General features: G+C 40.5%; 21 protein-coding genes and 1 pseudogene. 6 read left to right on the top strand and 16 right to left on the bottom strand.

The features are described 5' to 3' along the window. Positions 1–213: pseudogene (locus IQ226_RS05920) on the bottom strand (hypothetical protein); the annotation flags it as partial. Positions 214–353: 140 nt separating this feature from the next. After that, complete coding sequence (locus IQ226_RS25555; RefSeq protein WP_255539952.1) at positions 354–482, bottom strand: hypothetical protein; 129 nt, start codon at positions 480–482, stop codon at positions 354–356. Between the two features lie 517 nt (positions 483–999). On the opposite strand from IQ226_RS25555, the gene IQ226_RS05925 reads away from it, so the two are divergent. Next, positions 1,000–9,765, top strand: a complete 8,766-nt coding sequence (locus IQ226_RS05925) for a choice-of-anchor I family protein (RefSeq protein WP_193893268.1) — start codon at positions 1,000–1,002, stop codon at positions 9,763–9,765. Between the two features lie 227 nt (positions 9,766–9,992). Here IQ226_RS05925 and IQ226_RS05930 read toward each other — a convergent pair whose 3' ends face one another. Next, positions 9,993–10,454, bottom strand: a complete 462-nt coding sequence (locus IQ226_RS05930; RefSeq protein ID WP_193893271.1) for a DUF29 domain-containing protein — start codon at positions 10,452–10,454, stop codon at positions 9,993–9,995. 220 nt (positions 10,455–10,674) lie between these two features. Beyond that, entirely contained in the window at positions 10,675–11,784 is a 1,110-nt protein-coding gene (locus IQ226_RS05935; RefSeq protein WP_193893273.1) for a glutamate--cysteine ligase, read from the bottom strand. 249 nt (positions 11,785–12,033) lie between these two features. On the opposite strand from IQ226_RS05935, the gene IQ226_RS05940 reads away from it, so the two are divergent. Together IQ226_RS05940 and obgE are read left to right on the top strand one after the other, a co-directional pair. Further along, positions 12,034–12,708 (top strand): Mo-dependent nitrogenase C-terminal domain-containing protein, encoded by a 675-nt coding sequence (locus IQ226_RS05940; RefSeq protein WP_193893276.1) that lies wholly within the window; start codon positions 12,034–12,036, stop codon positions 12,706–12,708. Between the two features lie 76 nt (positions 12,709–12,784). Continuing rightward, the gene (obgE, locus tag IQ226_RS05945) at positions 12,785–13,825 is read left to right on the top strand and encodes a GTPase ObgE (protein ID WP_039199484.1); all 1,041 of its coding nucleotides are present in this window, start codon (positions 12,785–12,787) and stop codon (positions 13,823–13,825) included. Between the two features lie 371 nt (positions 13,826–14,196). Here obgE and IQ226_RS05950 read toward each other — a convergent pair whose 3' ends face one another. The 6 genes from IQ226_RS05950 to IQ226_RS05975 form a co-directional block, all read right to left on the bottom strand. After that, on the bottom strand, positions 14,197–14,961 hold the full coding sequence (locus tag IQ226_RS05950) for an RNA methyltransferase (RefSeq protein WP_193893279.1): 765 nt from the start codon (positions 14,959–14,961) through the stop codon (positions 14,197–14,199). Positions 14,962–14,972: 11 nt separating this feature from the next. Next, positions 14,973–15,290 carry a helix-turn-helix domain-containing protein gene (locus IQ226_RS05955; RefSeq protein ID WP_193893282.1) on the bottom strand — a complete coding sequence of 106 codons (318 nt, stop codon included), beginning with the start codon at positions 15,288–15,290 and terminating at the stop codon, positions 14,973–14,975. 17 nt (positions 15,291–15,307) lie between these two features. After that, complete coding sequence (locus IQ226_RS05960; RefSeq protein ID WP_193893284.1) at positions 15,308–15,673, bottom strand: type II toxin-antitoxin system RelE/ParE family toxin; 366 nt, start codon at positions 15,671–15,673, stop codon at positions 15,308–15,310. Between the two features lie 99 nt (positions 15,674–15,772). Continuing rightward, positions 15,773–15,982, bottom strand: a complete 210-nt coding sequence (locus tag IQ226_RS05965) for a hypothetical protein (RefSeq protein ID WP_193893286.1) — start codon at positions 15,980–15,982, stop codon at positions 15,773–15,775. Between the two features lie 144 nt (positions 15,983–16,126). Continuing rightward, positions 16,127–16,843: a TIGR02391 family protein gene (locus tag IQ226_RS05970; RefSeq protein WP_193893288.1), complete on the bottom strand. Its 717-nt coding sequence runs from the start codon at positions 16,841–16,843 to the stop codon at positions 16,127–16,129. Between the two features lie 33 nt (positions 16,844–16,876). Beyond that, positions 16,877–17,131 carry a UPF0175 family protein gene (locus IQ226_RS05975; RefSeq protein WP_193893290.1) on the bottom strand — a complete coding sequence of 85 codons (255 nt, stop codon included), beginning with the start codon at positions 17,129–17,131 and terminating at the stop codon, positions 16,877–16,879. A gap of 212 nt (positions 17,132–17,343) precedes the next feature. Here IQ226_RS05975 and IQ226_RS05980 point away from each other — a divergent pair, with 212 nt between their 5' ends. Both IQ226_RS05980 and IQ226_RS05985 read left to right on the top strand, forming a co-directional pair. After that, a complete protein-coding gene (locus IQ226_RS05980; protein ID WP_193893292.1) occupies positions 17,344–17,604 on the top strand; it encodes an AbrB/MazE/SpoVT family DNA-binding domain-containing protein in 261 nt (86 codons plus the stop codon). Further along, positions 17,598–17,921: a type II toxin-antitoxin system PemK/MazF family toxin gene (locus IQ226_RS05985; protein WP_228039275.1), complete on the top strand. Its 324-nt coding sequence runs from the start codon at positions 17,598–17,600 to the stop codon at positions 17,919–17,921. Before IQ226_RS05980 ends, IQ226_RS05985 begins: the two co-directional genes overlap by 7 nt. A 43-nt stretch (positions 17,922–17,964) precedes the next feature. On the opposite strand, the gene IQ226_RS05990 is transcribed toward IQ226_RS05985, so the two are convergent. From IQ226_RS05990 to IQ226_RS06015, 6 genes are all read right to left on the bottom strand, one after another. After that, positions 17,965–18,402: a putative toxin-antitoxin system toxin component, PIN family gene (locus IQ226_RS05990; protein WP_228039276.1), complete on the bottom strand. Its 438-nt coding sequence runs from the start codon at positions 18,400–18,402 to the stop codon at positions 17,965–17,967. Continuing rightward, a complete protein-coding gene (locus IQ226_RS05995; RefSeq protein WP_193893297.1) occupies positions 18,377–18,628 on the bottom strand; it encodes a type II toxin-antitoxin system Phd/YefM family antitoxin in 252 nt (83 codons plus the stop codon). The genes IQ226_RS05990 and IQ226_RS05995 overlap by 26 nt, the downstream gene beginning before the upstream one ends. Before the next feature lie 159 nt (positions 18,629–18,787). Next, on the bottom strand, positions 18,788–21,568 hold the full coding sequence (gene secA, locus IQ226_RS06000; protein WP_193893301.1) for a preprotein translocase subunit SecA: 2,781 nt from the start codon (positions 21,566–21,568) through the stop codon (positions 18,788–18,790). A gap of 148 nt (positions 21,569–21,716) precedes the next feature. Further along, on the bottom strand, positions 21,717–22,253 hold the full coding sequence (locus IQ226_RS06005) for a cytochrome C (protein WP_193893303.1): 537 nt from the start codon (positions 22,251–22,253) through the stop codon (positions 21,717–21,719). 16 nt (positions 22,254–22,269) lie between these two features. Beyond that, complete coding sequence (locus tag IQ226_RS06010; RefSeq protein WP_193893306.1) at positions 22,270–22,512, bottom strand: hypothetical protein; 243 nt, start codon at positions 22,510–22,512, stop codon at positions 22,270–22,272. 148 nt (positions 22,513–22,660) lie between these two features. After that, on the bottom strand, positions 22,661–23,035 hold the full coding sequence (locus tag IQ226_RS06015; RefSeq protein ID WP_193893309.1) for a cytochrome c: 375 nt from the start codon (positions 23,033–23,035) through the stop codon (positions 22,661–22,663). Positions 23,036–23,234: 199 nt separating this feature from the next. On the opposite strand from IQ226_RS06015, the gene petG reads away from it, so the two are divergent. Next, positions 23,235–23,348, top strand: coding sequence for a cytochrome b6-f complex subunit V (gene petG, locus IQ226_RS06020; RefSeq protein ID WP_015078754.1), 114 nt, complete (start codon positions 23,235–23,237; stop codon positions 23,346–23,348). Positions 23,349–23,357 lie beyond the last annotated feature (9 nt).

Genomic DNA, 23,357 nt, shown 5'->3' on the forward strand with positions numbered 1-23,357 from the left:
AATCCATACTTGAGTTTGATCTAATAACCAAACTTTATACAGTTTATCGGTAATTCGGTTTTTGGTTTCTCCTGAAGCTGTAATTTCTTGCAGTTCTTTATCTAAAGATTCAGGGGTTTTTGTCCAAGGAAAGAAAAATGCTAGGAAGCTTTCAAAATATTCATTTAATGCTTCTTTCCATGATTGATCATAATTTGCTGTTACTTCACTCATTTTATTTCTATATTACAAAGAAGGGAACAGGTAACGGATAGTATGTTAATTTTGTGTGTTTTGGAGCGATGCCTGCGGCGAGCAAAGCTATCGCCATTTCTAATGTGATCATTTATTTCTCCTGTAACTTCAAATTATTTCTATTTTAGCAAGCGATCGCCCTCCATCATCCCCAAAAAGCGAACTGCTTGCAGCAGCGCTAGTTCCCTCCGGGACGCTTTGCGAACGCGATCGCTCCCCATCATCCCCACACAATTTCGTTCATTCATATCATGGCAGTTTTGTACAGTGCGTAAGTCCTAAAATCTTATTCATCAGCAAAATTTAACTGATAAAACTTTGAAAATTATTGTTTTAAACAGATAGTCCTAAAATCTTATTCATCAGCAAAATTTAACTGATAAAACTTTGAAAATTATTGTTTTAAACAGATTTTGTACCTCCTAACTACATAAACCGCTGTATATAACCAACACGGCTTAATTATTTGATTTAAACGGGTAGGGATCAAGCATGAGCTAAACCCCTACCAAAAATAATCCTGTAAATAAGTAGGTGAACACAATAAAACCAAACTGTGTAAAGAAAAGTAAAATCGCCCAAACCCTCTTCACTCTTGCCTCTTGCATGAGTGCCTTGCCATAACGACAATTTTCAACGCCAAACTACTTAATGTTTTGATAATGTTTAACTATCACTGTCTTAACCTATTTAATTGATCCTCCTGGATAGAATCTAACTATTGTTTTTATGTGATTTATTAAAATCACAGGGAAAATCTAAATTATGGCACTAACAACAGGAAATATCGCATTTGTTGGATATAATGCAGATGGTAATGACAACATTGCTTTTGTAGCATTAGTTGACATTAATCCCAACGAAGTAATTATTTTTGAAGATAACGAGTGGAATGGTACGGCTTGGGTTGATACAAATGAAGGTGCTTTCAGTTGGACAGCCACATCTTTAGTTACCGCAGGAACAATTGTCCGCATTGACAACATTGGTAGTGGAACAATCTCAGCCAGCACGGGAACAGTCGTGGATGCTTCTGTGTTATCACCATCACGGGGGACAAATCGTGGGATTGGTGCAGGTGATGAAATAATCTATGCTTATCAGGGAAGTGCAGCTTCACCCACCTTTATTACAGCGATCGCTAGTGGTGGGTTTAGTGCTACTAATGGATTACTAACCAATACAGGCCTAACTGCTGGACTGAATGCGCTGGATTTATCTACCCTAGATGATGACGCAGATATAGCAGCTTTTAATGGACTTCGTAATGGACAGGCTAACTTTGCGGCATATTTGCCAATTATTAATAATCCTACCAATTGGATTGCCCAAGATGGTGCAAATGATCAGAGTACTGATACCACAGCCCCAGATGTGCCATTTAGTAGTACAGCATTTACATTAGGTGCGGTATCCAATGCTGGTATTACCCTAACTCAAACTGGTGGTACAACCAATGTCACCGAAGGTGGGGCAACGGATAGCTATACACTGGTTTTAAACAGTCAACCAACCGCAGATGTAGCGATCGCCTTAAACGCTGGTACACAGGTGACAACCAGTACCAATTCCCTCACCTTCACCCCTGCTAATTGGAATGTGGCGCAAACCGTGACAGTGACAGCGGTTGATGATGCAATTGTAGAAGGTTCTCACAATGGTGCAATTACCCATAGTGTCACCAGTACCGATGCTCAATACAACAATATTACTATTGCCCAGATTGCAGTGGGCATTACCGATAATGACTTTCCAGTATTACCAACAGTCAATCTGGCAGTCAGTAGTAACACAACTGCGGAATCTAGCCGCAATCAAATCACCGTCACAGCAACATTGTCAGCGGCGGTATCAGGGAATCAAACCGTTACCTTAAATGTAGGGGGGACTGGGATTACTCCTAGTGATTACTCTCTCAGCACCAGAACTTTAACCATTCCTAATGGTCAAACCACTGCCACAGCTACCTTTGTCGCCACTGATGATGGTATAGCAGAAGGGACAGAAACTGCTGTATTAAGCCTCAGTTCACCATCTTCAGGAATTGCCCTGGGTACAACCACAACCCAAAATATCGCTATTACCAACAATGGTTCTAGTCTTTTAACCAAAATTGGTGGTTTCACTAGCAGCAATGGTGGCGAAATTCCGGCTTTTGATCCCATTAGCGATCGCCTGTTTGTAGTTGCTGGTTCCGTCGTCGAAATCCTCGATCTCTCTAACCCAGCTAGTCCCGCCAAAATCGGTGATTTGGCATTTAATACCAGTGGTGATCCTGATGGGGCAACTGCGGGTGGTTTTACCCTCTTGCCCAACAGTGTAGCCGTCGGTAAACCTGGAACTGTGAGCGCTGGAATCGTCGCTGTAGCGATCGCTATTACCAATCAAACTACTGCTGATGACAATGCTGGGGAAGTTCAGTTTTTCAATGCAGCCACAGGTGCTTTTATTAGCAAGGTGAATGTGGGCTTCTTGCCAGATATGCTCACCTTTACCCCCGATGGCACAAAGGTTTTAACCGCCAATGAAGGCCAGCCTAACAATGCCTATACTACCGATCCTGTCGGTTCAGTCAGTATCATTAACCTAGCTGGTGGTGTGGCGACTCCTACCGTCCAAGAAGCATCCTTTACTCCCTTCAATAGCCAAATTAATGCCCTCAAAGCATCAGGAGTGAGAATCTTTGGACCCGGTTCATCCGTTGCCCAAGATGTTGAACCAGAGTATATTAGCTTTTCTGGGGATGCTACAAAGGCTTGGGTAACGCTGCAAGAAAACAATGCGATCGCTGTTGTAGATATCGCCACAGCCACAGTAGAGTCAATTTTGCCTTTAGGTGTCAAAGATTATAACAATAGCGTCAACACCACCAATCCTAATGCCTTGGATACAAGCGATCGGGATGTGAATGGTACTTCTGCTGGCGGTGGGAAAATCGCCATTCAGAACTGGCCAGTTTTTGGTTTATATCAACCCGATGCGATCGCCTCTTACACAGTTAATGGTCAAACCTACTACGTCACTGCCAATGAAGGTGATGCCCGCGACTATGCTGGATTTAGTGAAGAAGTCTCCGTTTCTATTCTCAATCTCGACCCCACAGCTTTCCCTGATGGGGCTACCCTCAAACTTCCTCAAAATTTGGGTCGTTTGCTAGTTACAAATACCTTGGGTGATACCGATGGTGATGGGGACTACGATCAAATCTACACCTTTGGCGGTCGTTCCTTCACAATTTGGGATAGTGCCGGTAAACGGGTTTATGATAGCGGCGCAGAGTTCGAGCGCATTACGGCTGCGGCTTTACCTGGAAACTACAATTCCAACAACGATAGTAATAACTTCGACAACCGCAGTGATAACAAAGGACCAGAACCAGAAGGTGTAGTTATTGGAGCAATTTCAGATCGCATATATGCTTTCATTGGTTTAGAGCGTGTTGGCGGTGTCATGGTCTATGAAGTCACCAATCCCAACAGCCCCCAATTTGTCCAATATGTCAATACCCGCGATTTCAGCGTTAATGCTGCCTCCGGTTTAACTGATTCCGGTCCCGAAGGACTGACCTTTATTTCCGCCAACGACAGCCCTAACAGCAAACCTTTGTTGGTGGTTGCTAACGAAATCAGCAAAACTACTGCCATTTTTGAAGTCAATACACCCAGTCGCATTAGCGACATTCAAGGTACAGGTCACACTTCACCTTTTGTCGGTCAAGTTGTGACGGCAGTTCCCGGTATTGTTACTGCTGTGGATTCCAATGGGTTTTATCTTCAAGATCCCAACCCCGATACCAATATTGCCACATCCGAAGCTATCTTTGTTTTCACCAGTAGCGCACCTACGGTTAAAGTTGCCGACTCCATTACTGTTACAGGTACAGTCAGCGAATTTACCCCTGGTGGTGTCAGCACAGGGAATTTATCAACTACCCAAATAGGTGGCAATCCTACTATTACCATCCTTTCCAGTAATAACCCTCTACCTGCTGCCACGATTATCGGTGCAGGGGGACGGATTCCACCTACACAAATCATTGATGACGACGGACTGACATCTTTTGACCCTACCACAGACGGTATTGATTTCTTTGAATCTCTAGAAGGAATGCGCGTCACTGCCAAAAACTTAGTTGCAGTTAGTCCTACCAATAGTTTTGGGGAAATTTACACCGTTGTAGATAATGGTGTGGGAGCAACAGGTTTAAGTCAGCGTGGCACAATCAATATTTCTCCCAACGACTTCAACCCCGAACGCATTCAAATTGATGCTGACAATGGAGTATTTGATTTTGTCTTCCCTAATGTCAATGTTGGGGCTAAGTTGGGGGATGTGACGGGGGTAGTGGGTTACAACTTTGGTAACTTTGAAATCATTCCCACTGAAGCTTTTGTTAGCAATATTCAGCCTTCTACCTTGCAACCGGAAGTTACGACTCTGAATCAGGGTGGTGATACTTTGGTGATTGCTACTTATAACATCCTCAACCTTGATCCTAATGATGCTGATGGTAATACAGATATTGCCAATGGTCGGTTTACAGCGATCGCTCAACAAATTGTCAATCATCTCAAAAATCCTGATATCATCGGTTTACAGGAGATTCAAGACAATAGCGGTAGTAGCAATAATGGCATTGTCAGCGCCAGCGTCACCTTGCAAACTCTCATTGATGCCATAGTTACCGCAGGTGGACCAACTTACAAATTCATTGACAATACTTTCATCACCAACAACACCAATGGCGGAGAACCGGGCGCAAACATCCGTAATGCCTACCTCTACAATGATAGCCGGGTTAGTTTAGTAGCCGGCTCTGTCAAAACCGTGCCGGCATCTTCCTTTACAGCCTTCACTGACAGCCGACTACCCCTAATTGCCGACTTTACCTTCAACGGTGAAGAAGTAACAGTGATCAATAGTCACTTCTCTTCTAAAGGCGGTAGCAGACCACTTTTTGGAGTTAATCAACCTTCAGTTGGTGGTGAATCTGGTGGCAATGGACAAGAAAACAACACCATTAACGGCTCTTTAGAGCAGCGTCGCGCCCAAGCTGAAGCGGTGAAAGGTTTTGTGGATTCTGTTTTTGCCACAAAACTCAATCCTAATGTGGTTGTTGTGGGTGATTTCAATGAATTTGAGTTCATTTCTCCCTTGAACATTCTTGCAGGTAGCAACCTCACCAATCTTTCTAATACTCTGCCAGAAAACGAACGTTATACCTACATTTTCGATGGTAATTCCCAATCCCTCGATCATATTTTGGTGAGCAATAATTTGAGCAGTTCCGCCCAGGTAGATATTGTTCACGTTAATAGTGAGTTTGTAGATAATGCCCAAAGAGCCAGCGATCATGATCCCATCCTCGCTGCTTTGAAAATCGCTCCTAGCACTGCTCAATTGCCAAATGTTGATTTATCCACCTATGTCCGAGTTGGACGTTACGACCTACCCGAACCTAAGCGGACAACACCGCCTACCAACAGCTTACTGGCTCAAGAAGTTTCCGCAGTAACTTACAACTGGGATACCGATACATTGTTTGTTGTTGGCGATGGTAGCACATCCATAGTGCAAGTATCAAAAACCGGGCAATTGATCAACTCAATGACCTTAGCACCTGGTACTAGTCCCCAAGGTACAGACTTTTATGATACAGAAGGACTGACTTATGTTGGCGGCGGTCAGTTCGTCTTAATCGAAGAACGGGACAGACAGGCAAGCTTATTTACATATACAGCAGGAACAACGCTAACCAAAAGCAATGTAAAAACTGTCAAACTGGGGACAACAGTTGGCAATATTGGCATTGAAGGTATTTCCTGGGACCCGCAAACTAACGGATTCATTGCGGTTAAGGAGATTACACCAGAAGGTATTTTTCAAACAACCATTGACTTTGTGGCGGGAACTGCCAGTAATGGTTCGCCTACCACAGTTAACTCAACTGACCTTTTCGACCCAGCAAAAGCTGGTATTGCCGACTTCGCCGATGTTTTCGCATTGTCAAATCTGTCAGCTTTGAACGGGAAAGCCGATTCTAGCAACATCCTGATATTAAGCCAAGAATCAGGCAAGATTGTCAAGAGCGATCGCGCTGGCAATATCTCCAGTTCACTCACCATCGTCTCTGACCCTGGAAATCCCTTATCCATAGCCGACCAACAGCACGAAGGTCTGACAATGGACAAAGATGGTTATCTCTATATCGTCAGCGAAAATGGTGGTGGTGACATTGATCATCCCCAGCTTTGGGTCTATGCCCCCTCCACAGCCATCAACCAAGCACCCACCGCTGTGGTATTGAACAACAAAGTCAATGAAATCGCCGAAAACACCAGTACCAGTCCCGCCATTAAAGTTGCAGACATCACCATCACCGACGATGGACTAGGGACAAATACCCTCAGCTTGACGGGGACAGATGCCAGTTCCTTTGAGATTACGAATAATGGTTTATTTATCAAAACTGGAACTACCCTAGATTTTGAAACCAAGACCAGCTATAGCGTCAACGTCAATGTAGACGACACAACCCTTGGCAACACCCCAGATGCAACCACAGCATTTACCCTAGCTGTCACCGACGTGGTAAATGAGACACCCACCAATAGCAGCATTTTCATCACCGAAGTAGCACCTTGGAGCAGTGGTAACTCACCCGTGGCCGCAGATTGGTTTGAACTAACCAACAAAGGTACAAGTGCCGTAAATATCACAGGCTGGAAATTCGACGATAACTCCAACAGTTTCGCCTCTGCTGTCGCCCTGAGTGGTATTACAAGCATCGGCGCAGGTGAATCTGTGATCTTCATCGAAGGTGCTACCATCAACACCATTTTCCGCCCCAACTGGTTTGGTGCAAATCCCCCAGCTAACTTACAGATCGGTAACTACACTGGTTCAGGCGTGGGGTTGAGTACAAGTGGTGATGCCGTAAATATCTATAATGCTATCGGTGTTCTCCAAGCTAACGTCGTTTTTGGTGTATCACCAGCAGGCCCCTTTGCCACCTTCGACAATGCCGCCTTATTAAACAACGCCACGATCTCCACACTGAGCGCGGCTGGAGTCAACGGCGCGTTCGTAGCTGTCAATTCCAACGCGGAAATCGGCTCTCCCGGCAGGATTAACGCCCCTGCCACCAGTGGAATTACTCTGACTCAAACTGGTGGGACAACCAATGTCACAGAAGGTGGGGCAACGGATAGCTATACAATCGTTTTAAACAGTCAACCAACAGCGGATGTAGCGATCGCCATTAATCCCAACAGTCAATTAACGACTTCCGCAGTCACACTCACCTTTACGCCTGCTAATTGGAATGTGTCGCAAAATGTGACAGTGACTGCGCTTGATGATGTCCTTGTGGAAGGTTCTCATAGTGGTGAAATTACCCATAGTGTCACCAGCACTGATGCTCAATATAACAATATTACCATTAACCCCATTGTAGTCAGTATTACCGATAATGTCAACGATGCACCGACATTAGCAAATACAATTGCAGATCAAAACGCCAAACAAGATAACCTCTTTAACTTCCAAATTCCCACCAACACTTTCAGCGATATTGATGCTGGTGATGTTCTGACTTATTCCGCAACATTAGAAAATGGTAATGCTTTACCAAGTTGGTTGACTTTCAATTCCACAACGCGCACCTTTAGCGGTACTCCCACTAATGATAATGTAGGGAATCTGAATATTAAAGCGATCGCAACAGATAAAGCCGGGGCAACTGTTAGTGATATCTTTGTAATTACAGTTGAAAATGTCAACGATGCACCGATTTTGAGTAATGCGATCGCAGATCAAACAGTTAAGGTCAATTCTACCTTTACACTTACACTACCCAAAAATACCTTCTCCGATCCAGACGCAGTTAATCCCTATAAAAACCTCGTCATCTTTGGTGATAGCCTCTCAGACACAGGTAACTTCTACAAAGCATCCGGTAACACATTTCCAGCACCACCTAATTATCAAGGACGTGCTTCTAATGACTTAATTTGGGTTGATTACCTTGCACCAGATTTACAGTTTACAGACCCATCAATTCAAAACTACGCCTTTTTTGGCGCAAATACAGGTGTAAGCAACACTTTTGGGCAAATAACCGTACCTGGATTACTCACACAAATCCAGCAATTTAAAACTATAAATGCCAATTCCATTGGTAAAGATGGACTTTATGTAATCTGGGCTGGTGCTAATGATTTTCTCAATCTTGCCACAGATCCTACTCAAGCTGTGACTAATGCAGTTACTAATATTAGTAGTGCGATCGCAACTTTAGCCGGATTAGGTGCTCAAGAAATTGTCGTTGGCAATTTAGCCGATTTGGGTGCTACTCCTGCGAGTATTGCTAATAACAATGTAGCTAATGCTAGAGCAATTTCTCTTGGCTTTAATACAGCTTTAAACCAAGCCTTAACTAACTTAGAACCAGCCCTCAATGTTGATTTATCTTTAGTAGATATTTTTGGTTTGAGTACAGCAGTTCAGACTAATCCTGCTAATTACAAATTCACGAATATTACCCAACCTCTAATTACAGCCACTAATCTAGTTAATCCTGATCAATATGCTTTCTGGGACGATGTTCATCCCACAACAAGACTGCATCAGTTAGTAACAGATACATTTGAAACTACACTGCTCAATGATGGTGTAATTCCTGATTTAATTAAATATTCTGCTACTTTAGCTGATGGTAGTAAGTTACCTGATTGGCTGAATTTTAACTCCACAACTCGAACCTTTAGTGGTACTCCCAACACAGGAAATGTAGGTAAATTAGATGTCAAGGTAGTTGCAACAGATAAAGTCGGCGCAACTGTCAATGATATCTTTACTCTCGCAGTCGAAAAAATCATTGACAACCAATCTACAACTGTAGGAACTCCAGGAGATGATAAATTAATTGCCACTCCTGGTAGTCAGTTCGATGGTCAAAACAATATTGTATTTACAGGTGCAGGTAAAGATGAGGTAGAACTGTCCACTGTATCTGTTTTTGCCAACTCAGGTAACAATATCGTTGATCTGGGTAGCGGTGATGATACTATCTTTGTGAATAAAGGCGATCGCGCTTTCGGTAGTGATGGTAATGACACCTTTGATGCCAGAGATGGTCAAGGTGGCAACCGCATATCCGGTGGTGTGGGTGATGATACCTTCTACTTGGGTAGCAATGACCGCGCTTTGGGTGGTGATGGTAAAGATATCTTCAGAGTTAGTCTTGGTGGTGGTAACTTAATTTCCGGTGGTGCTGGCGCTGACCAATTCTGGATTGTTAATACTGAACTACCCAAAGCTACTAATACCGTGCTTGACTTCCAACTGGGTACTGATGTTATCGGTATTCAAGGTGCTGTCAGTTTAGGTATTACCACATCAACATTGAAGTTAAATCAAGTTGGTGCAGATACCGCGATCGTCTTCAACAATCAAACTTTAGCGACTCTGACTGGGATTCAAGCCATTGGTCTGAGTTTGACGAATACTAATCAGTTTGTCTTTGCTTAGAATCTAATTCTTCCGTAGGGGTTTAGCGCAATGCGTTAAACCCTGACTGGGCTTTGGTTTGCATCTTTTTGATCGAAAACCACTGTGAAAAATGTAATCAATCTCAGGAATCTGGGTTATTTTCTAACAATTCTTCTAAATTAATAATTGCTCAAGAACGTTACGCTTAATGATTGTATTAGTAGACGAAAATCTTTTAAGGAAAGAACTCAAACATTTTTTTAAAATTAGGGGAAATATTCATTATTAAGAATATCTTCAAGACTAAAAGGACATTGCTTTGGAAAAATCTCACCAGGTAAACCTGTCTTTTGCATTGCTTGTCTTCTAGCTTTAGTATAAACCTGTTCTAAACAACTCAGGCAATATTTGTAAAGTGTTTTGGAGCGAAAAGAAAATTCCAACTCATCACGGAAGTTAGAGATTTCAATTTGCCAACCTCGTTGACAGGTTTCTTTTTCGGTTTCCCAATAACAACAAAGCAAAAGATGGATTAATAACTGCTTCAAATAACTTTCTACTTTGCGTCTTTGTTCTATTCCCAATGCTTCAATCTCTTCTGCTAAATGCTGCCAATCTAAATTATTAATATCTCTGTTTTCTAGCTGTTTGAGTGTGTTCTCTATCCACAGATAATGATCTGTTTCATATAGTGTTGATTGTAGATGTGTGGAAATTGTTGTGGTCATACTTTATCCTTTGGATAACAGACATAGTTATTTTAACATAATAAGTTAAATTTAGTTCCTAACAAAGCATTATTCTCAATAATTATAACAATAGAAAGGTGATTTCTACAGAGTGCTATTTCTATTCCTTCGGTCTGATCAGGGATATGAGACCCGATACCTGCGGCGATCGCTCTTGTTCAAAAATCAAACAGGAGTCCTATCGAAAAAAATTGGTAATCTAAAATCCAAAATTGCCATAGGTTTGTTTGAGAGTGGATTCAATTGAACCTGAATTTTGCAATAACTTAATTAATTCATGAGATTTTGTTTTTTTCTCAGATAAAATTAGTTTTAGTGGGGTTAAAAGTTCCATATCAGGATCATCTTGAAGGGCAATTTCAGCAACTTGTAAAAGTTTCTGAGAATTAGCAAAAACCTCTTCATTCTCGAATCCCAATTTTGCCGAAATTTGGTGTAAATTAGCATCAGGTATAATTGCTCTACCTGGCAAAGTTTCATCTAATATTAAGCCTTTTAATAAAGCTAATAAACCTGCGTAAATAGCGAAATTATCACAACTGTCACAAGCTTTAAATTCTATTCGTCCTACTTCTGAAGGAATGCGGGCAACTTTTGTTAATGATGGGACACTTTTAATTAATTCTTCTGTCTTTTCCACAAACACTAATGTTGCGGATCTTTTTCCCGTTCTGATAAATGTCCTTACTGATAAACCTGTCCATAAATCACCATTATAAAAAGGAGAACTATAACTAAAAGGAATGATGTAAGGGCTGTAATAAGTTAACTTTTTACCAGTATCAATTAACTTTTCCGTAGACAAATTTGCTAGGGAAATATTTAAATCTGGTCCGTAGGAAACCATATAAATATGAGCAGTTTGTTCATCTGGATAAGCTTGTAATTGCCTAATCTCAAAATCATTTAATGGAGGTTGTGGCTCAAATACGCAAGTATAGGGATTAAAACTGGCTAAAACAGGTGAAAAACCAAAGTTAGCAGCAACATCACTCAGTAAAACAAAACTTGCGGTTAATTCATCAATTGCCCCTTGAATGGTAGAGTGGATAGTTGTTCTAATTTCGATGCCTTTAGCTACACAGTCAATTACCTCTTCAGAGTCGCTAAATCTTTCAAATCCCTCGATATACCAACGCTTTTTCTTAATCCCAGCATCACCAACCCTTAATTGTGGGTAGTCAGTGGAATAGATAGGTAATTTGTCAACAATTTGCTGAAAATCTGCAAATTTTGTATTATGGAAATCTGCGAACTTTCCTTGATCATTGAGAAAAGCAACTTCATGTTCAATCCCAAAGCAAAACATATTTTATACCTAATTAATGACAAGTATAATCAATTATAACTATATTTGATGCCCTTGGGAATCAATGCTGCTGAGTTTATGCTAAAAACTAGTTATATTGTAGGTTGGGTTGACCCAGGGAAACCCAACAAAATTCCTGATCATATTGGACTACATCTACTTTATTTTTACTAATTAAATGTACAGAAATTTAGTCATCCCCAAGGTAGCTTAATATTAACTAATAAAAATTACAAGGCGTGAGTTTTTATGACAACTACTGCTCAAACTCCTTACAGCAGCGAACAAATTATTGCGTGGTTACGTGGATTACTGACCATTGCTTGGGCTGATGGTAACTTTGATACCCAAGAACAGGAATTAATTACTAATCTTACCAAAGATGAATTAGCCCCTTCTATTAACTGGCATTCTTTAGAGATAATTGAACCCGATGAATTAGCGGCTATATTAGGTAAAGGTACACCTGTAGCGGAAAATTTCTTGCGGACAGCGGTAATGGTAGCGATCGCCGATGGTATATACTCACCTAGTGAAGATGACCTACTTCAGCAATTGTGTCAAAAATTAGAACTGCAAGAGAGTTTACTCACAGCCCTACGTCATACCCTAGAAGATACCGCACAAACAACTGATTTCCCCTCTCCTGGACTGCAAACCCCACACCTAGACGCTTTAACTCCCTTGCGTCAATGGTTAGACGGATTAGATATTCAAGACCCCAGAGTGGCGAAATTTTTGTGTAAGATGATTCCTTCCCAATGTCCCTTTGAAAGAGATGTCACCTTATTTGGCCGGAAAATAGTTCATATTCCGCCCCTGTGTAAAATTAACCCCCTTTATGAACAAATGGTAGGTTTACGCTTCCGCGCCCTTTCCTATCTAGCAGATGACTGTGGGGAAGATGTTACACCTTATATTTAAATTAGTTGTTAGTAGTCAATTGTTAGCGTGATTGACAACTGACAACTAACAACTGACAACTGACAACTGACTAATTATGCAATTTATAGACCAATCAGTAATTGAAGTAGAAGCAGGTAACGGAGGCGATGGTATTGTCGCTTTTCGGAGAGAAAAATATGTCCCAGCAGGTGGTCCATCTGGTGGGAATGGTGGAAAAGGTGGTTCAGTAATTTTTGTAGGTAATACTAACCTACAAACCTTATTAGATTTTCGATACAAGCATTTATTTAAAGCCCAAAATGGAGAACGTGGCGGTCCAAATAATTGCACTGGCGCAGGTGGAAAAGATCTAATTGTTGAAGTCCCTTGTGGTACTTCTGTATATGATGCAGTAACGAGTGTTTTACTATGCGATATAGTTGAACCCGGACAAAGTTTTCGAGTCGCAGAAGGTGGCAAAGGTGGACTGGGAAATCAACATTTTTTGAGTAACCGTAACCGTGTTCCTGAATATGCCCTTCCTGGTTTAGAAGGAGAAAAAAAGGTATTACGTTTAGAGTTGAAACTGTTAGCAGAAGTGGGAATTATTGGTTTACCAAATGCGGGAAAATCAACTTTAATTTCTTCTTTATCCGCCGCACGTCCAAAAATCGCCGATTATCCTTTTACTACCTTAATTCCTAATTTGGGTGTAGTCAAAAAACCTACAGGTGATGGTACTGTTTTCGCCGATATTCCCGGATTAATTGAAGGTGCTTCTCATGGTGCCGGTTTAGGTCATGATTTCTTGCGTCACATTGAACGAACAAGGGTTTTATTACACTTAATTGATGCCACAAGTGAAGATGTTATCGCTGATTTCCACACTATTCAAGAAGAACTTAAAGCCTATGGACGAGGTTTAGCTAAACGTCCGCAAATTTTGGCATTAAATAAAATAGATGCTGTTGATAGAGAAACTGTTGATTTGGAGGCTTTAGCCACTCAATTAAATCATCTGGCTTTAGCACCAGTGTTCATAATTTCGGCGGTAACTCGCACTGGTTTAGATCCCATGATGCAGGAAATTTGGCGGATTTTAGATGAAATTAATGTGTTGGAAGCGCAGGAAGTTGCAGTTGAATTGATAAGTTGATTTTTGTTACATGATTTAAGGCATAGGGATTAGTTTGAGAGTTCCAGTATTTCTGGAACTTTTCGGAGTTTATACTCAAAATGCTTGGGATATGGACTTTTGCAAAATCATGAAAAACCTAGCGAATGGAATTCACTGCTACACAAACAAAGTCTGCCTACGCGGACTAAAGAAAAATCAAGGATTTGAAACCCACGCAGGTGGGTTTTGCCTGTGTAGACGCGGTTTCTAACCGCCCGTTTAACATTAAGTTGACGTTACCCTTACCTACCCGCTTAAACCAAATAGTTAAGCCGTGTTGAATATAGTTGATAGAATTATCGTTAAAAATTGCATGAATTTCCAGAACATACTTGAGCAAATTCTCACAATTAATCCAGCTTTTCAGAGTTTTTTCTATTAACTGCCCATTCTACCTGTCGTAAAATTCCTCGTAACATTCCCACTTCTGTAGTTTGTAGATAAGCACGATTATATAAATGGCGAAATTTTTCCATCCGACTAGCTGCGGTGTGGGGATAAAGATAACCAATGGACAGCAATAAAGATTCTAATTGCTGATAGAATCCTTCCATAGCATCTAATGGGGCAATTTCTGAATTGAGTATATTCTGATCTGTAAATAAGTCAATAGATTGTGATAATTCATAACAACAAATAGCAACCGCTGTAGCTAAATTCAAAGATGGATATTCGGGATTGGTAGGAATAAAAACTAATTTGTGGGCATAATTTAATTCTTCATTAGTTAATCCTCTATCTTCTCTCCCAAAAATTAAAGCTACAGGCTTTTCTACTTCTGCTAATAACCAGGGTAAAGCCGTGCGAGGGGTTTCTAGGGGGAGTTCTCCACTGTATTCACGTCCCATAGTTGCAACGGCACGGACACAGCCCTGTAATGCCTGTGGTAATGTGTCTACTATGACCGCAGATTCTAAAATATCTTTACCATGAACTGCCATTTTTAAGGCATCATCTGATGTGCGATCGCATTGAGGATTGACTAATATTAGTTTAGATAAGCCAAAATTTTTCATAACTCTGGCCACTGAACCGACATTCAATGGTCCCGCTGGTTCTACTAATACGATAATTACGTTGTTGTAACTGGTTTTTATATGAATATTTTCTGTCATTGAAGGAGTGCTTAAACTACAGTTATCCGTGCATTATGGCTAGATTTAGGTTTTACTCTAATTTCTACATCAATTTCAAAAGCATTGAGAAATTTAAACATTCTTTCCAAAGAAAAACCTGTAAGTCTTCCTCTCATTAAAGCAGAAACTTTTGGTTGATCAATTCCTAATAATTCAGCAGCTTCGGCTTGGGTAATATGACGTGCGGAAATAGCATTACTGATTTTCCGTGCTAGTTCTGCTTTTACTAACATTTCATCTGGGTTGGGTAAACCCAAATCAGCAAATACATTACCGCTGCTGGTTGTTATTTCAATATTTTCTGTCATAATTATTTCCTTTTCTCTTACCGATAAACTTGGTTATAATGCTGTTTTGCCCTTTCAAGTCTTGCTTCAATTAAGTCAATGTCCTGCTTAGGTGTAGCAATACCATGTTTTGATTTTTTCTGGAAGACATGAAGAACATAAACTGCTTTTGGTAGTTTCACAGTATAAATAGCTCGATATGTGTCTCCATCAAAATCCTCAACAACCTCTAATACACTCGCTCCTTTAAATCCCTTCAAAGGTTTGGTGTCAGGATGTTTGTCACCAATTTGAGCTAAATACAGAGCATATCCTATTTCCCCTTTTACCTCTTCAGGAAACTCTTTGAGGTCTTCTAGGGAACTTCCTACCCATTCCAGAGGTTTTATCTGTTCTGTTTCCAATTTCCTTACTTGCACCCTTTATATACTAAATCTAGCATATTTTATCAAAACTGTAGTAAAAAGTCTTTTATATATACAGTTATATTTAAAGTCATATTTTCACCAATTAGCAGAAATAATATAAATGTGATCTAGCAAATTTTTGCGATTCGTTTCTGTATCAAAGATTGGATGATCTAAAGCCATGCGTACTTGAGCTAAGATTCCGCTGATATTAGTATTCAAATCTCTGCCGGCTGCATCGATTTTATCTTTTTTAACTTGAACACCGAAGTAGATGAAGTATCCTGTTGGAAGTTGATACTTCATCCATTACTTCCACATATCAGTTCTGCTAAATCGCTAATGCTTCGGGGAGATAGTGTCATTATATTTCGTTATTGAGTAAGACTTGAAGAAGTAGAAATGTAAAAAGTGTATAGTATCTTAATTAAACTCTAAATTATTTACTATTTAACTCTTTTGATTGTTCTTCTTCTTAATTTCATCTATAAACTTCTTACCGAGGTCAGTAAGTTCAAGCCAACCTCCTTCTTCTTCAAAGCCATCTAAATCATGGAAATGGGTATCAATATACCGAACTAAATCAAGCTCCAAAACAGCATCTAGATGATTTTCGCCTGCTCCATAATTATAGAATATGCTCTGACGCAAACCTTCCGCATCATCACCTAGCAGTGCATAATCTTCACAAGTGTCAAGAACACCAAGAAGTTGGTCTTCACTGTCAAATACTTCAGCTTTCAACAAACCATCAATTCCACCCAAATCTGTATAACTTAAAGATGAGGCATCAATCAAATCAAGCAATTCACTAGCAACAACAAGGACTCGTACTGCGCTGTTTTTATCAACTTTGCTTCCATCATGTGCGAGATAATTTCTGTAATAAGCGAATACCGCTCCGAAATATTGCTTTGCCTGCTCTTGTAACTCATTACCTAAAGGCACACGTAGTTTAATAGTTTTGTGCTTTCCTCCAGATGTGAAAAGACTATTAATTAATGTTTTAACAAATCTGCTATCATTAACCAGACCTTTCTCTTTAAGAGCTATTTCAACCTGAACGATAGCTTCACGGGCTGCGTGTTTATAATGGCCATCCTGCCAAAGATTAAGACAGTGCTTTTCTATTCGGGGTGCTAACTGGATTTCAATACCTTCACTCATAATTTATTTAGTTCCATATTACTATCACAATTATTAAAAACCTTCTTGAATAGTCTTTACATCTTCCAATAAATCAACTTCACTATAATGTCGTTCAATTTTCTTTTCTCCTAAAAGCTGCTGAAATTCCCAAACAGATAAATTAGCCAAACAGCCAAAAGCCAAACGTCGCCCTTGACCAAAAGTAAAAATATTCTGTGCATATAACTGTAAAGCTAAATCCTGCCGAATAGCAGACTCACCCTGACTTAAAGAATCAGGTGTTAATTGTAAATTAATCGAACTCACAAATTTACTCATTATAGAATGACGTTAGTTATTCATTACTTCATTATACTCAAATACCTGTTTATCTATCTTGTCTTAATAAGTTGTAATTTTGCCTGTGCAGCTTCTAAACTGCGATTAACATACGTTAATAAATAAATATATCTTCCTCTACTTGACTAATTTTATCTTTGTAATTACAATGTAGATACTATCCTATCCCAAAAAATAAAATGGGTACAGCAATTAAAACCCGAATAGTCAAAATCGGCAACTCCCAAGGGTTACGCATTCCCAAAACCCTATTAGAACAAAGCGGAATTAACTCAGAAGTAGAAATAGAAGTTCACGGTAATCATCTCATCATTCGCCCAGTTGAACAAGTCAGAAAAGGTTGGGAAAAAGCATTTATAGAAATGGCAGAGAAACAAGATGATGTCCTATTAGATGATATCAACACAACAGAATGGGATAAAGCTGAATGGCAATGGTAGTCAACAGATTTGATGTTTTCCTAGTTAATCTTGATCCTACCATTGGGAGTGAAATTAAAAAAACACGCCCCTGCTTAATAATTTCACCCAACGAAATAAACCATCATATTGCCACCGTCATAGTTGCACCAATGACAACAAAAGGGCAAACATACCCGACAAGAGTAACTTGTCAATTTCAAGGACAAGATGGACAAATTGTCCTAGACCAAATTCGTACAGTAGATAAAACTCGATTAGTCAAACTTCTAGGTCAAATTACGACAGAAGAACAAAAAACAGTTCTGGATATCCTAGCTGAAATGTTTGCTGAATAATTGTCGCATAAAACAAAGACGTAGCAAACACTATCAGACTAATTTAATCAGATTCATAATTTATTAAAAAATCACTTGGTGAGAGAATAGAGATATTTGGATAGGGGTTAAGTAGCAACAAATCCTTATCACCTGTAATAATCAAATCAGCATTTCCAGACATAGCAAGAGAGAGAAACTTATCATCTTTTGGATCTCGACAAACTTTTACAGGTGTCACAATATCAACTATTTCAGCAATATTTTTTAAGTATAAAATAAACTTTTGCCGATTTTCAGAACTAACATAAGAATCAAATTTCTTCCTTGACAAAATATTTTCTAGTTCTGCTAATGTTTCTGAAGACACAAGAATATAATGATTATCAACCGCCTTACGGACAACTTGAGCCGTAATAGAGTTTGGAGTTAATAGCCGACTAACAAAACAATTAGTATCAATGACAATTCTTAACTTATTCATCACTATTAAGAATCTCATTAAGCATTTCTTCAGTCATACCTTTAGCTTCAGCAGCTTTCCCAACTTGATCACAAAAATGCTGAAACTCTGCCTTTAATAACCCCTTAATTTTTTGATATTCCACAACAGAAAGCACAACCACTAAATCTTGCTCTTGACCTTGAATAGTAACAGGTTCTTTCTGAGCTTGATCTAAAAATTCGGCAAAATTTTGTTTAACTTCAGTAGCAGAAAGATAAATCATAAAATATCCCCTTTCCTCTTATTTTAGCTCAAATATCTTTCTTCCTTTTCTTCCTTCGCGCTCTTCGTCCCTTCGTGGTTCATTTCTCCCCTTCTCCCCATAAAACAAAGACGCAGAAAACCCTCTCTGCGCCTCTGCGTCTCTGCGAGAAAAAACCTCTTAAACCATCTCAGCAGTTTGCTGCGCTTGAGGCTGGAACATAAACAGAGAATAAACCACATCACGGCGGATATTCACCATCATATCCAAAAACAACTCATAACCCTCACTCTTATACTCAATCAGCGGGTCCTTTTGCCCATAACCACGCAAGCCAACCGACTCACGCAAAGCATCCATTTGTTGCAAATGCTCCCGCCACAAAGTATCTATGCGTTGAAGAATAAAGAACCGTTCTGCTTGACGCATTAAACCCGGTTGAATTTGGTCAATTTGCGATTCCTTCATATCATAGGCAATCCGCGCTTGTTCGTGGAGGAAAGCCTTAATTTCCACCACCCCCATATCCTCCAACTGGACAGACTGCATATCAGCCAACAGGTAAACAAACTCCTTCACCTTATCCACCAACTTATCCAATTCCCATTCTTCCGAAGGTAAATCAGGGTTGATGTAATAATCAACGATGTCGTCCATCGTTTTTTCTGCGTACTTAATCACCTGTTCCTTCAAATCTTGACCTTCCAAGACTCGGCGACGTTCCGCATAGATAGCCCGACGTTGGTTATTCATTACCTCGTCATACTCAAACACCTGTTTACGGATGTCGTAGTAATAGGTTTCGACCTTTTTCTGTGCGCCCTCTAAGCTGCGGGTTAACATTCCCGACTCAATCGGCATATCTTCTTCGACTTGAAACGCATTCATCAATCCAGCAACGCGATCGCCCCCAAAGATTCGTAATAGGTTATCCTCTAAACTGAGGAAAAATCTGGTAGTTCCCGGGTCGCCTTGTCTTCCCGCCCGTCCGCGTAACTGATTGTCAATCCGTCGTGATTCGTGACGTTCCGTTCCAATAACGTGCAAACCGCCCCGTTCCACCACTTGATCATGTTCGCGGCTGGTAAACTCTTCATACTCATGCTTAACCTGTTGGTAAGCTTCCCGCAACTTCTGAATTACCACATCATCTGTCGGGGCTTTTTCCGCCGCCACAGCCACCTTATCTTCTGCTTCCAACTCCGGTAAACTCCGTTCACCATAAGCCTTAACAGCCACCTCTACAGCCGCTTTTAAAAGCTGTTCTGTTTCCTTGGTTAATGGAGTGGGGAAAATTTCTGGAGAAGCCCGCCAAGTTTTCACCTTTTTACCAGGAACAAAGCCTTGTCCACCACCGCTACCACCCATAGGTAGTCCCGAAGCCCTTTGGACACCAAATTCATCATCTTCAGGGCTGACAATGCGGGGCATAAAGTATTCCCGCAGTTTCAACCGCGCCATATACTCGGAGTTACCACCCAGGATAATGTCCGTACCCCGTCCTGCCATGTTAGTGGCGATAGTTACAGCCCCACTGCGTCCAGCTTGGGCAATAATTTCCGCTTCCCGTTCCACATTTTCCGGTCTAGCGTTAAGCAACTCATGGGGAATATCCATTTCCTTGAGGAGTCGGCTGAGAAGTTCGGATTTTTCGACACTGGTTGTCCCCACTAACACAGGTCTACCATTTTCGTGCATTTCGGCACATTCTTTAGCGATCGCTCTCCACTTCCCTGGTTCAGTCTTAAACACCATATCAGACAAGTCTTCCCGTCTTCTAATCCGATTAGTGGGAATAATCGTCACTTCTCGTTTATAAATCTTTTCAAATTCCACCTCTTCCGTTTTCGCCGTTCCTGTCATTCCCCCCAACTTGGGATACAGCAAAAACAAATTTTGATAGGTAATGGTCGCCAAAGTTTGGGTTTCTGGCTGAATTTCTACGTGTTCCTTCGCTTCAATTGCCTGATGCAAACCATCACTCCAACGCCGTCCAGGTAATACCCGCCCTGTAAACTCATCCACAATCACCACTTCATCATTGCGGACAATATAATTGACATCCTTGAGAAACAATTCCTTGGCTTTAATCGCATTAAACATAAAATGCGCCCAAGGATCTTCCGGGTCAAATAAATCTGTCACACCCAACTGATTTTCCGATTCAGCAAAACCCTCATCTGTCAAGAGAACGTTACGATCCTTTTCATTAACTTCGTAATGTTCATCTTTTTTGAGACTAAAAGCAATTTCCGCCGCTTGCAGGTATTTTTCCGTCGGTCTTTCCACCTGACCAGAAATAATTAATGGAGTTCGCGCCTCATCAACTAAAATCGAGTCTACCTCGTCAATCACACAGAAATTAAACGGACGTTGCACCACCTCAGCCATAGATGTAGCCATATTATCCCGGAGATAATCAAAGCCAATCTCGCTATTGGTGACATAGGTAATATCACAGGCATAGTTTTTTTGGCGCTCGCTGGGGGTCATAGTGGACTGAATTAGCCCCACACTTAACCCCAAGAACCGGTGTACCTGACCCATCCATTCCGCGTCCCGACGCGCCAGGTAATCATTCACAGTAATAACGTGGACACCTTTACCAGTCAGGGCATTTAAATAACTTGGTAAAGTCGCTACCAAAGTTTTCCCCTCACCAGTTTTCATTTCGGCAATTTGTCCAGTATGCAGAATTATCCCACCCTGCAACTGTACATCAAAGTGACGTAATCCTAAGACCCGCCGCCCCGATTCCCGAACCACAGCAAAGGCTTCTGGTAAAATATCATCTAGAGTTTCGCCTTTAGCCAACCGTTGTTTAAACTCGACGGTTTTAGCTTTTAACTGTTCATCAGACAGCGGCTTAATATCTTCCTCTAAGAGGTTAATTTCTGTAATGTAAGGTTGGTATTTTTTAAGTTTACGAGCGTTGGGATCGCCCAACAAAAGTTTTAGCATGGCAGTTTATAGAATCAAATCAAGGGAAATAGAGATTTAAGCTTTAGCTATATAATTATAGACTTTGAATGTCACTGGTCATTGGTCATTGGTCATTGGTCAGTAGTCAGTAGGAAAAATCTTCTCCCCTGCCCCCTGCCCCCTAACTCTACTCCCATTCTGCACTGAGGCTGCGGAAATTATACTTATCAGCCCCAATATGACAACTTACACAACTACTCATAGTTACAGGTTTGGGTAATTTGACACCAGGATGCAAAGCTTTAAAATAACGAGAATCCTTGAGACGATAGGGTGTTGCTTCCTCTGGTAGTTTTACACGGGAAAAGGTGTAAAGATATTTTGATACTAAAAGATGTGAAAACTTATCTAAGGGATTAATTTGTACGCCATAGTGCTGGGAGTCTTGTAAAAGATTTTTCCAAGTTTGACTAGGAAATACAGCAGGTGGTAATGCGATGTGACAAGATGCACAGTTTTCTAAATACAGTTCTTGTCCTGGTTGATATTGTGCTGATATGACATCAACAGTCCCAATTGAGTCTACCGGATTTGCACCGTGAGTGCTGGTGGTGAATCCCAATATCCAGCCCATAGCCACACTCCAAGCAAAAATCACCAGCATGACGATAAGTAGTTGGCGTTTTAGTCGGCGGTGGGATTTGCTTTTTGCTAAATTTGGCATAGAGTTCTCAATTTGACTATTTATTTGCAGTAGGTAGGAGAAAAGTTCCTAAAATCTCATCAACTCCAGCACCTCTGGTTTCACCATCACTGACCCAATCATTATTATCATCTATAAAATTTACTCCAGATCCTTTAATAATTCGCTTTTGGGGTGTCTTTCCTAATGCAATTTCTGAATTAAATAATTCTAAATTCACTAAAGGCATAACTAATGATGTCATAATGGTTAATAAAAGAATTAATTTGTTTAATTTCATATAAATGTAGCTGTAAACACTTTTGTTGTCTGTTTCTTGTTGCGTTTCCTTATTACCAGTTGCCAGCTTCTATGTCTATTAGAAATATTTAAATGAGCATGATAATTTATCAGCAAGTCCATAGGATTCTTTAATCATGCACAAATATTTATAAGCTTTCTAAATAGCTTAAAAGGTCTGCCATTTCTTGGACACTAGGCTGGAATTTGGGCATGGGGGGAGTTTCACCGCTAGTTACTTGATGAATTAGTCCATAGCGAGATTTATATTTGGAGATTTCACGCAAACTTGGTCCAACTAGTCCGGTTGCGTCTAAACCATGACAACCAGCACAGTTGATTTGAAAAATAGCTTTTCCCTGGACTAGGTTACCTTGATGGGATAGAACACTTTTAACATAAGGATCGGAGGCTTTGACGATTTCCATCCCAAATAGGATTAATGGGAGGGCTATCAGTATCGCTACGATGAAGATAACGATCTGTTGAATGAGGGCTTCGGGTTTGATTAGCTGGTTATCCAAAAGGTTTGCTTTGACAATGTGCAAGTTTTCATTTCCTACACATAGCTTAAAATTTCTTGATGGTGTTCGCAAGTACAAATGATAATTTTTATCTAGTATTTATATTTAAAGCTACTATAGAGCGCGGGATTAATGCCAAATTTGGTAGAATGAAAAACAAGAATCGAATTTTTCAATAATTGCAACAAGGAGCTTTACAGTGGTTGAACCATTACTATCAGGTATCGTGCTTGGTTTAGTTTTTGTAACTTTAAGCGGTTTATTTTACGCTGCTTATAGACAATATAAGCGTCCTACTGAATTGGGCGGCTGATATTGATTA

This window comes from Dolichospermum sp. LEGE 00240, from assembly GCF_015207875.1.
In the GTDB taxonomy this organism is placed as follows: domain Bacteria; phylum Cyanobacteriota; class Cyanobacteriia; order Cyanobacteriales; family Nostocaceae; genus Dolichospermum; species Dolichospermum gracile.

What these genes read in the sequence shown, in the direction of transcription:
- IQ226_RS25555 (WP_255539952.1), bottom strand. Translation starts at nt 482, where the DNA reads ATGAATGAACGAAATTGTGTGGGGATGATGGGGAGCGATCGCGTTCGC.
- IQ226_RS05925 (WP_193893268.1), top strand. Translation starts at nt 1,000, where the DNA reads ATGGCACTAACAACAGGAAATATCGCATTTGTTGGATATAATGCAGAT.
- IQ226_RS05930 (WP_193893271.1), bottom strand. Translation starts at nt 10,454, where the DNA reads ATGACCACAACAATTTCCACACATCTACAATCAACACTATATGAAACA.
- IQ226_RS05935 (WP_193893273.1), bottom strand. Translation starts at nt 11,784, where the DNA reads ATGTTTTGCTTTGGGATTGAACATGAAGTTGCTTTTCTCAATGATCAA.
- IQ226_RS05940 (WP_193893276.1), top strand. Translation starts at nt 12,034, where the DNA reads ATGACAACTACTGCTCAAACTCCTTACAGCAGCGAACAAATTATTGCG.
- obgE (WP_039199484.1), top strand. Translation starts at nt 12,785, where the DNA reads ATGCAATTTATAGACCAATCAGTAATTGAAGTAGAAGCAGGTAACGGA.
- IQ226_RS05950 (WP_193893279.1), bottom strand. Translation starts at nt 14,961, where the DNA reads ATGACAGAAAATATTCATATAAAAACCAGTTACAACAACGTAATTATC.
- IQ226_RS05955 (WP_193893282.1), bottom strand. Translation starts at nt 15,290, where the DNA reads ATGACAGAAAATATTGAAATAACAACCAGCAGCGGTAATGTATTTGCT.
- IQ226_RS05965 (WP_193893286.1), bottom strand. Translation starts at nt 15,982, where the DNA reads ATGAAGTATCAACTTCCAACAGGATACTTCATCTACTTCGGTGTTCAA.
- IQ226_RS05970 (WP_193893288.1), bottom strand. Translation starts at nt 16,843, where the DNA reads ATGAGTGAAGGTATTGAAATCCAGTTAGCACCCCGAATAGAAAAGCAC.
- IQ226_RS05980 (WP_193893292.1), top strand. Translation starts at nt 17,344, where the DNA reads ATGGGTACAGCAATTAAAACCCGAATAGTCAAAATCGGCAACTCCCAA.
- IQ226_RS05985 (WP_228039275.1), top strand. Translation starts at nt 17,598, where the DNA reads ATGGTAGTCAACAGATTTGATGTTTTCCTAGTTAATCTTGATCCTACC.
- IQ226_RS05990 (WP_228039276.1), bottom strand. Translation starts at nt 18,402, where the DNA reads ATGAGATTCTTAATAGTGATGAATAAGTTAAGAATTGTCATTGATACT.
- IQ226_RS05995 (WP_193893297.1), bottom strand. Translation starts at nt 18,628, where the DNA reads ATGATTTATCTTTCTGCTACTGAAGTTAAACAAAATTTTGCCGAATTT.
- secA (WP_193893301.1), bottom strand. Translation starts at nt 21,568, where the DNA reads ATGCTAAAACTTTTGTTGGGCGATCCCAACGCTCGTAAACTTAAAAAA.
- IQ226_RS06005 (WP_193893303.1), bottom strand. Translation starts at nt 22,253, where the DNA reads ATGCCAAATTTAGCAAAAAGCAAATCCCACCGCCGACTAAAACGCCAA.
- IQ226_RS06010 (WP_193893306.1), bottom strand. Translation starts at nt 22,512, where the DNA reads ATGAAATTAAACAAATTAATTCTTTTATTAACCATTATGACATCATTA.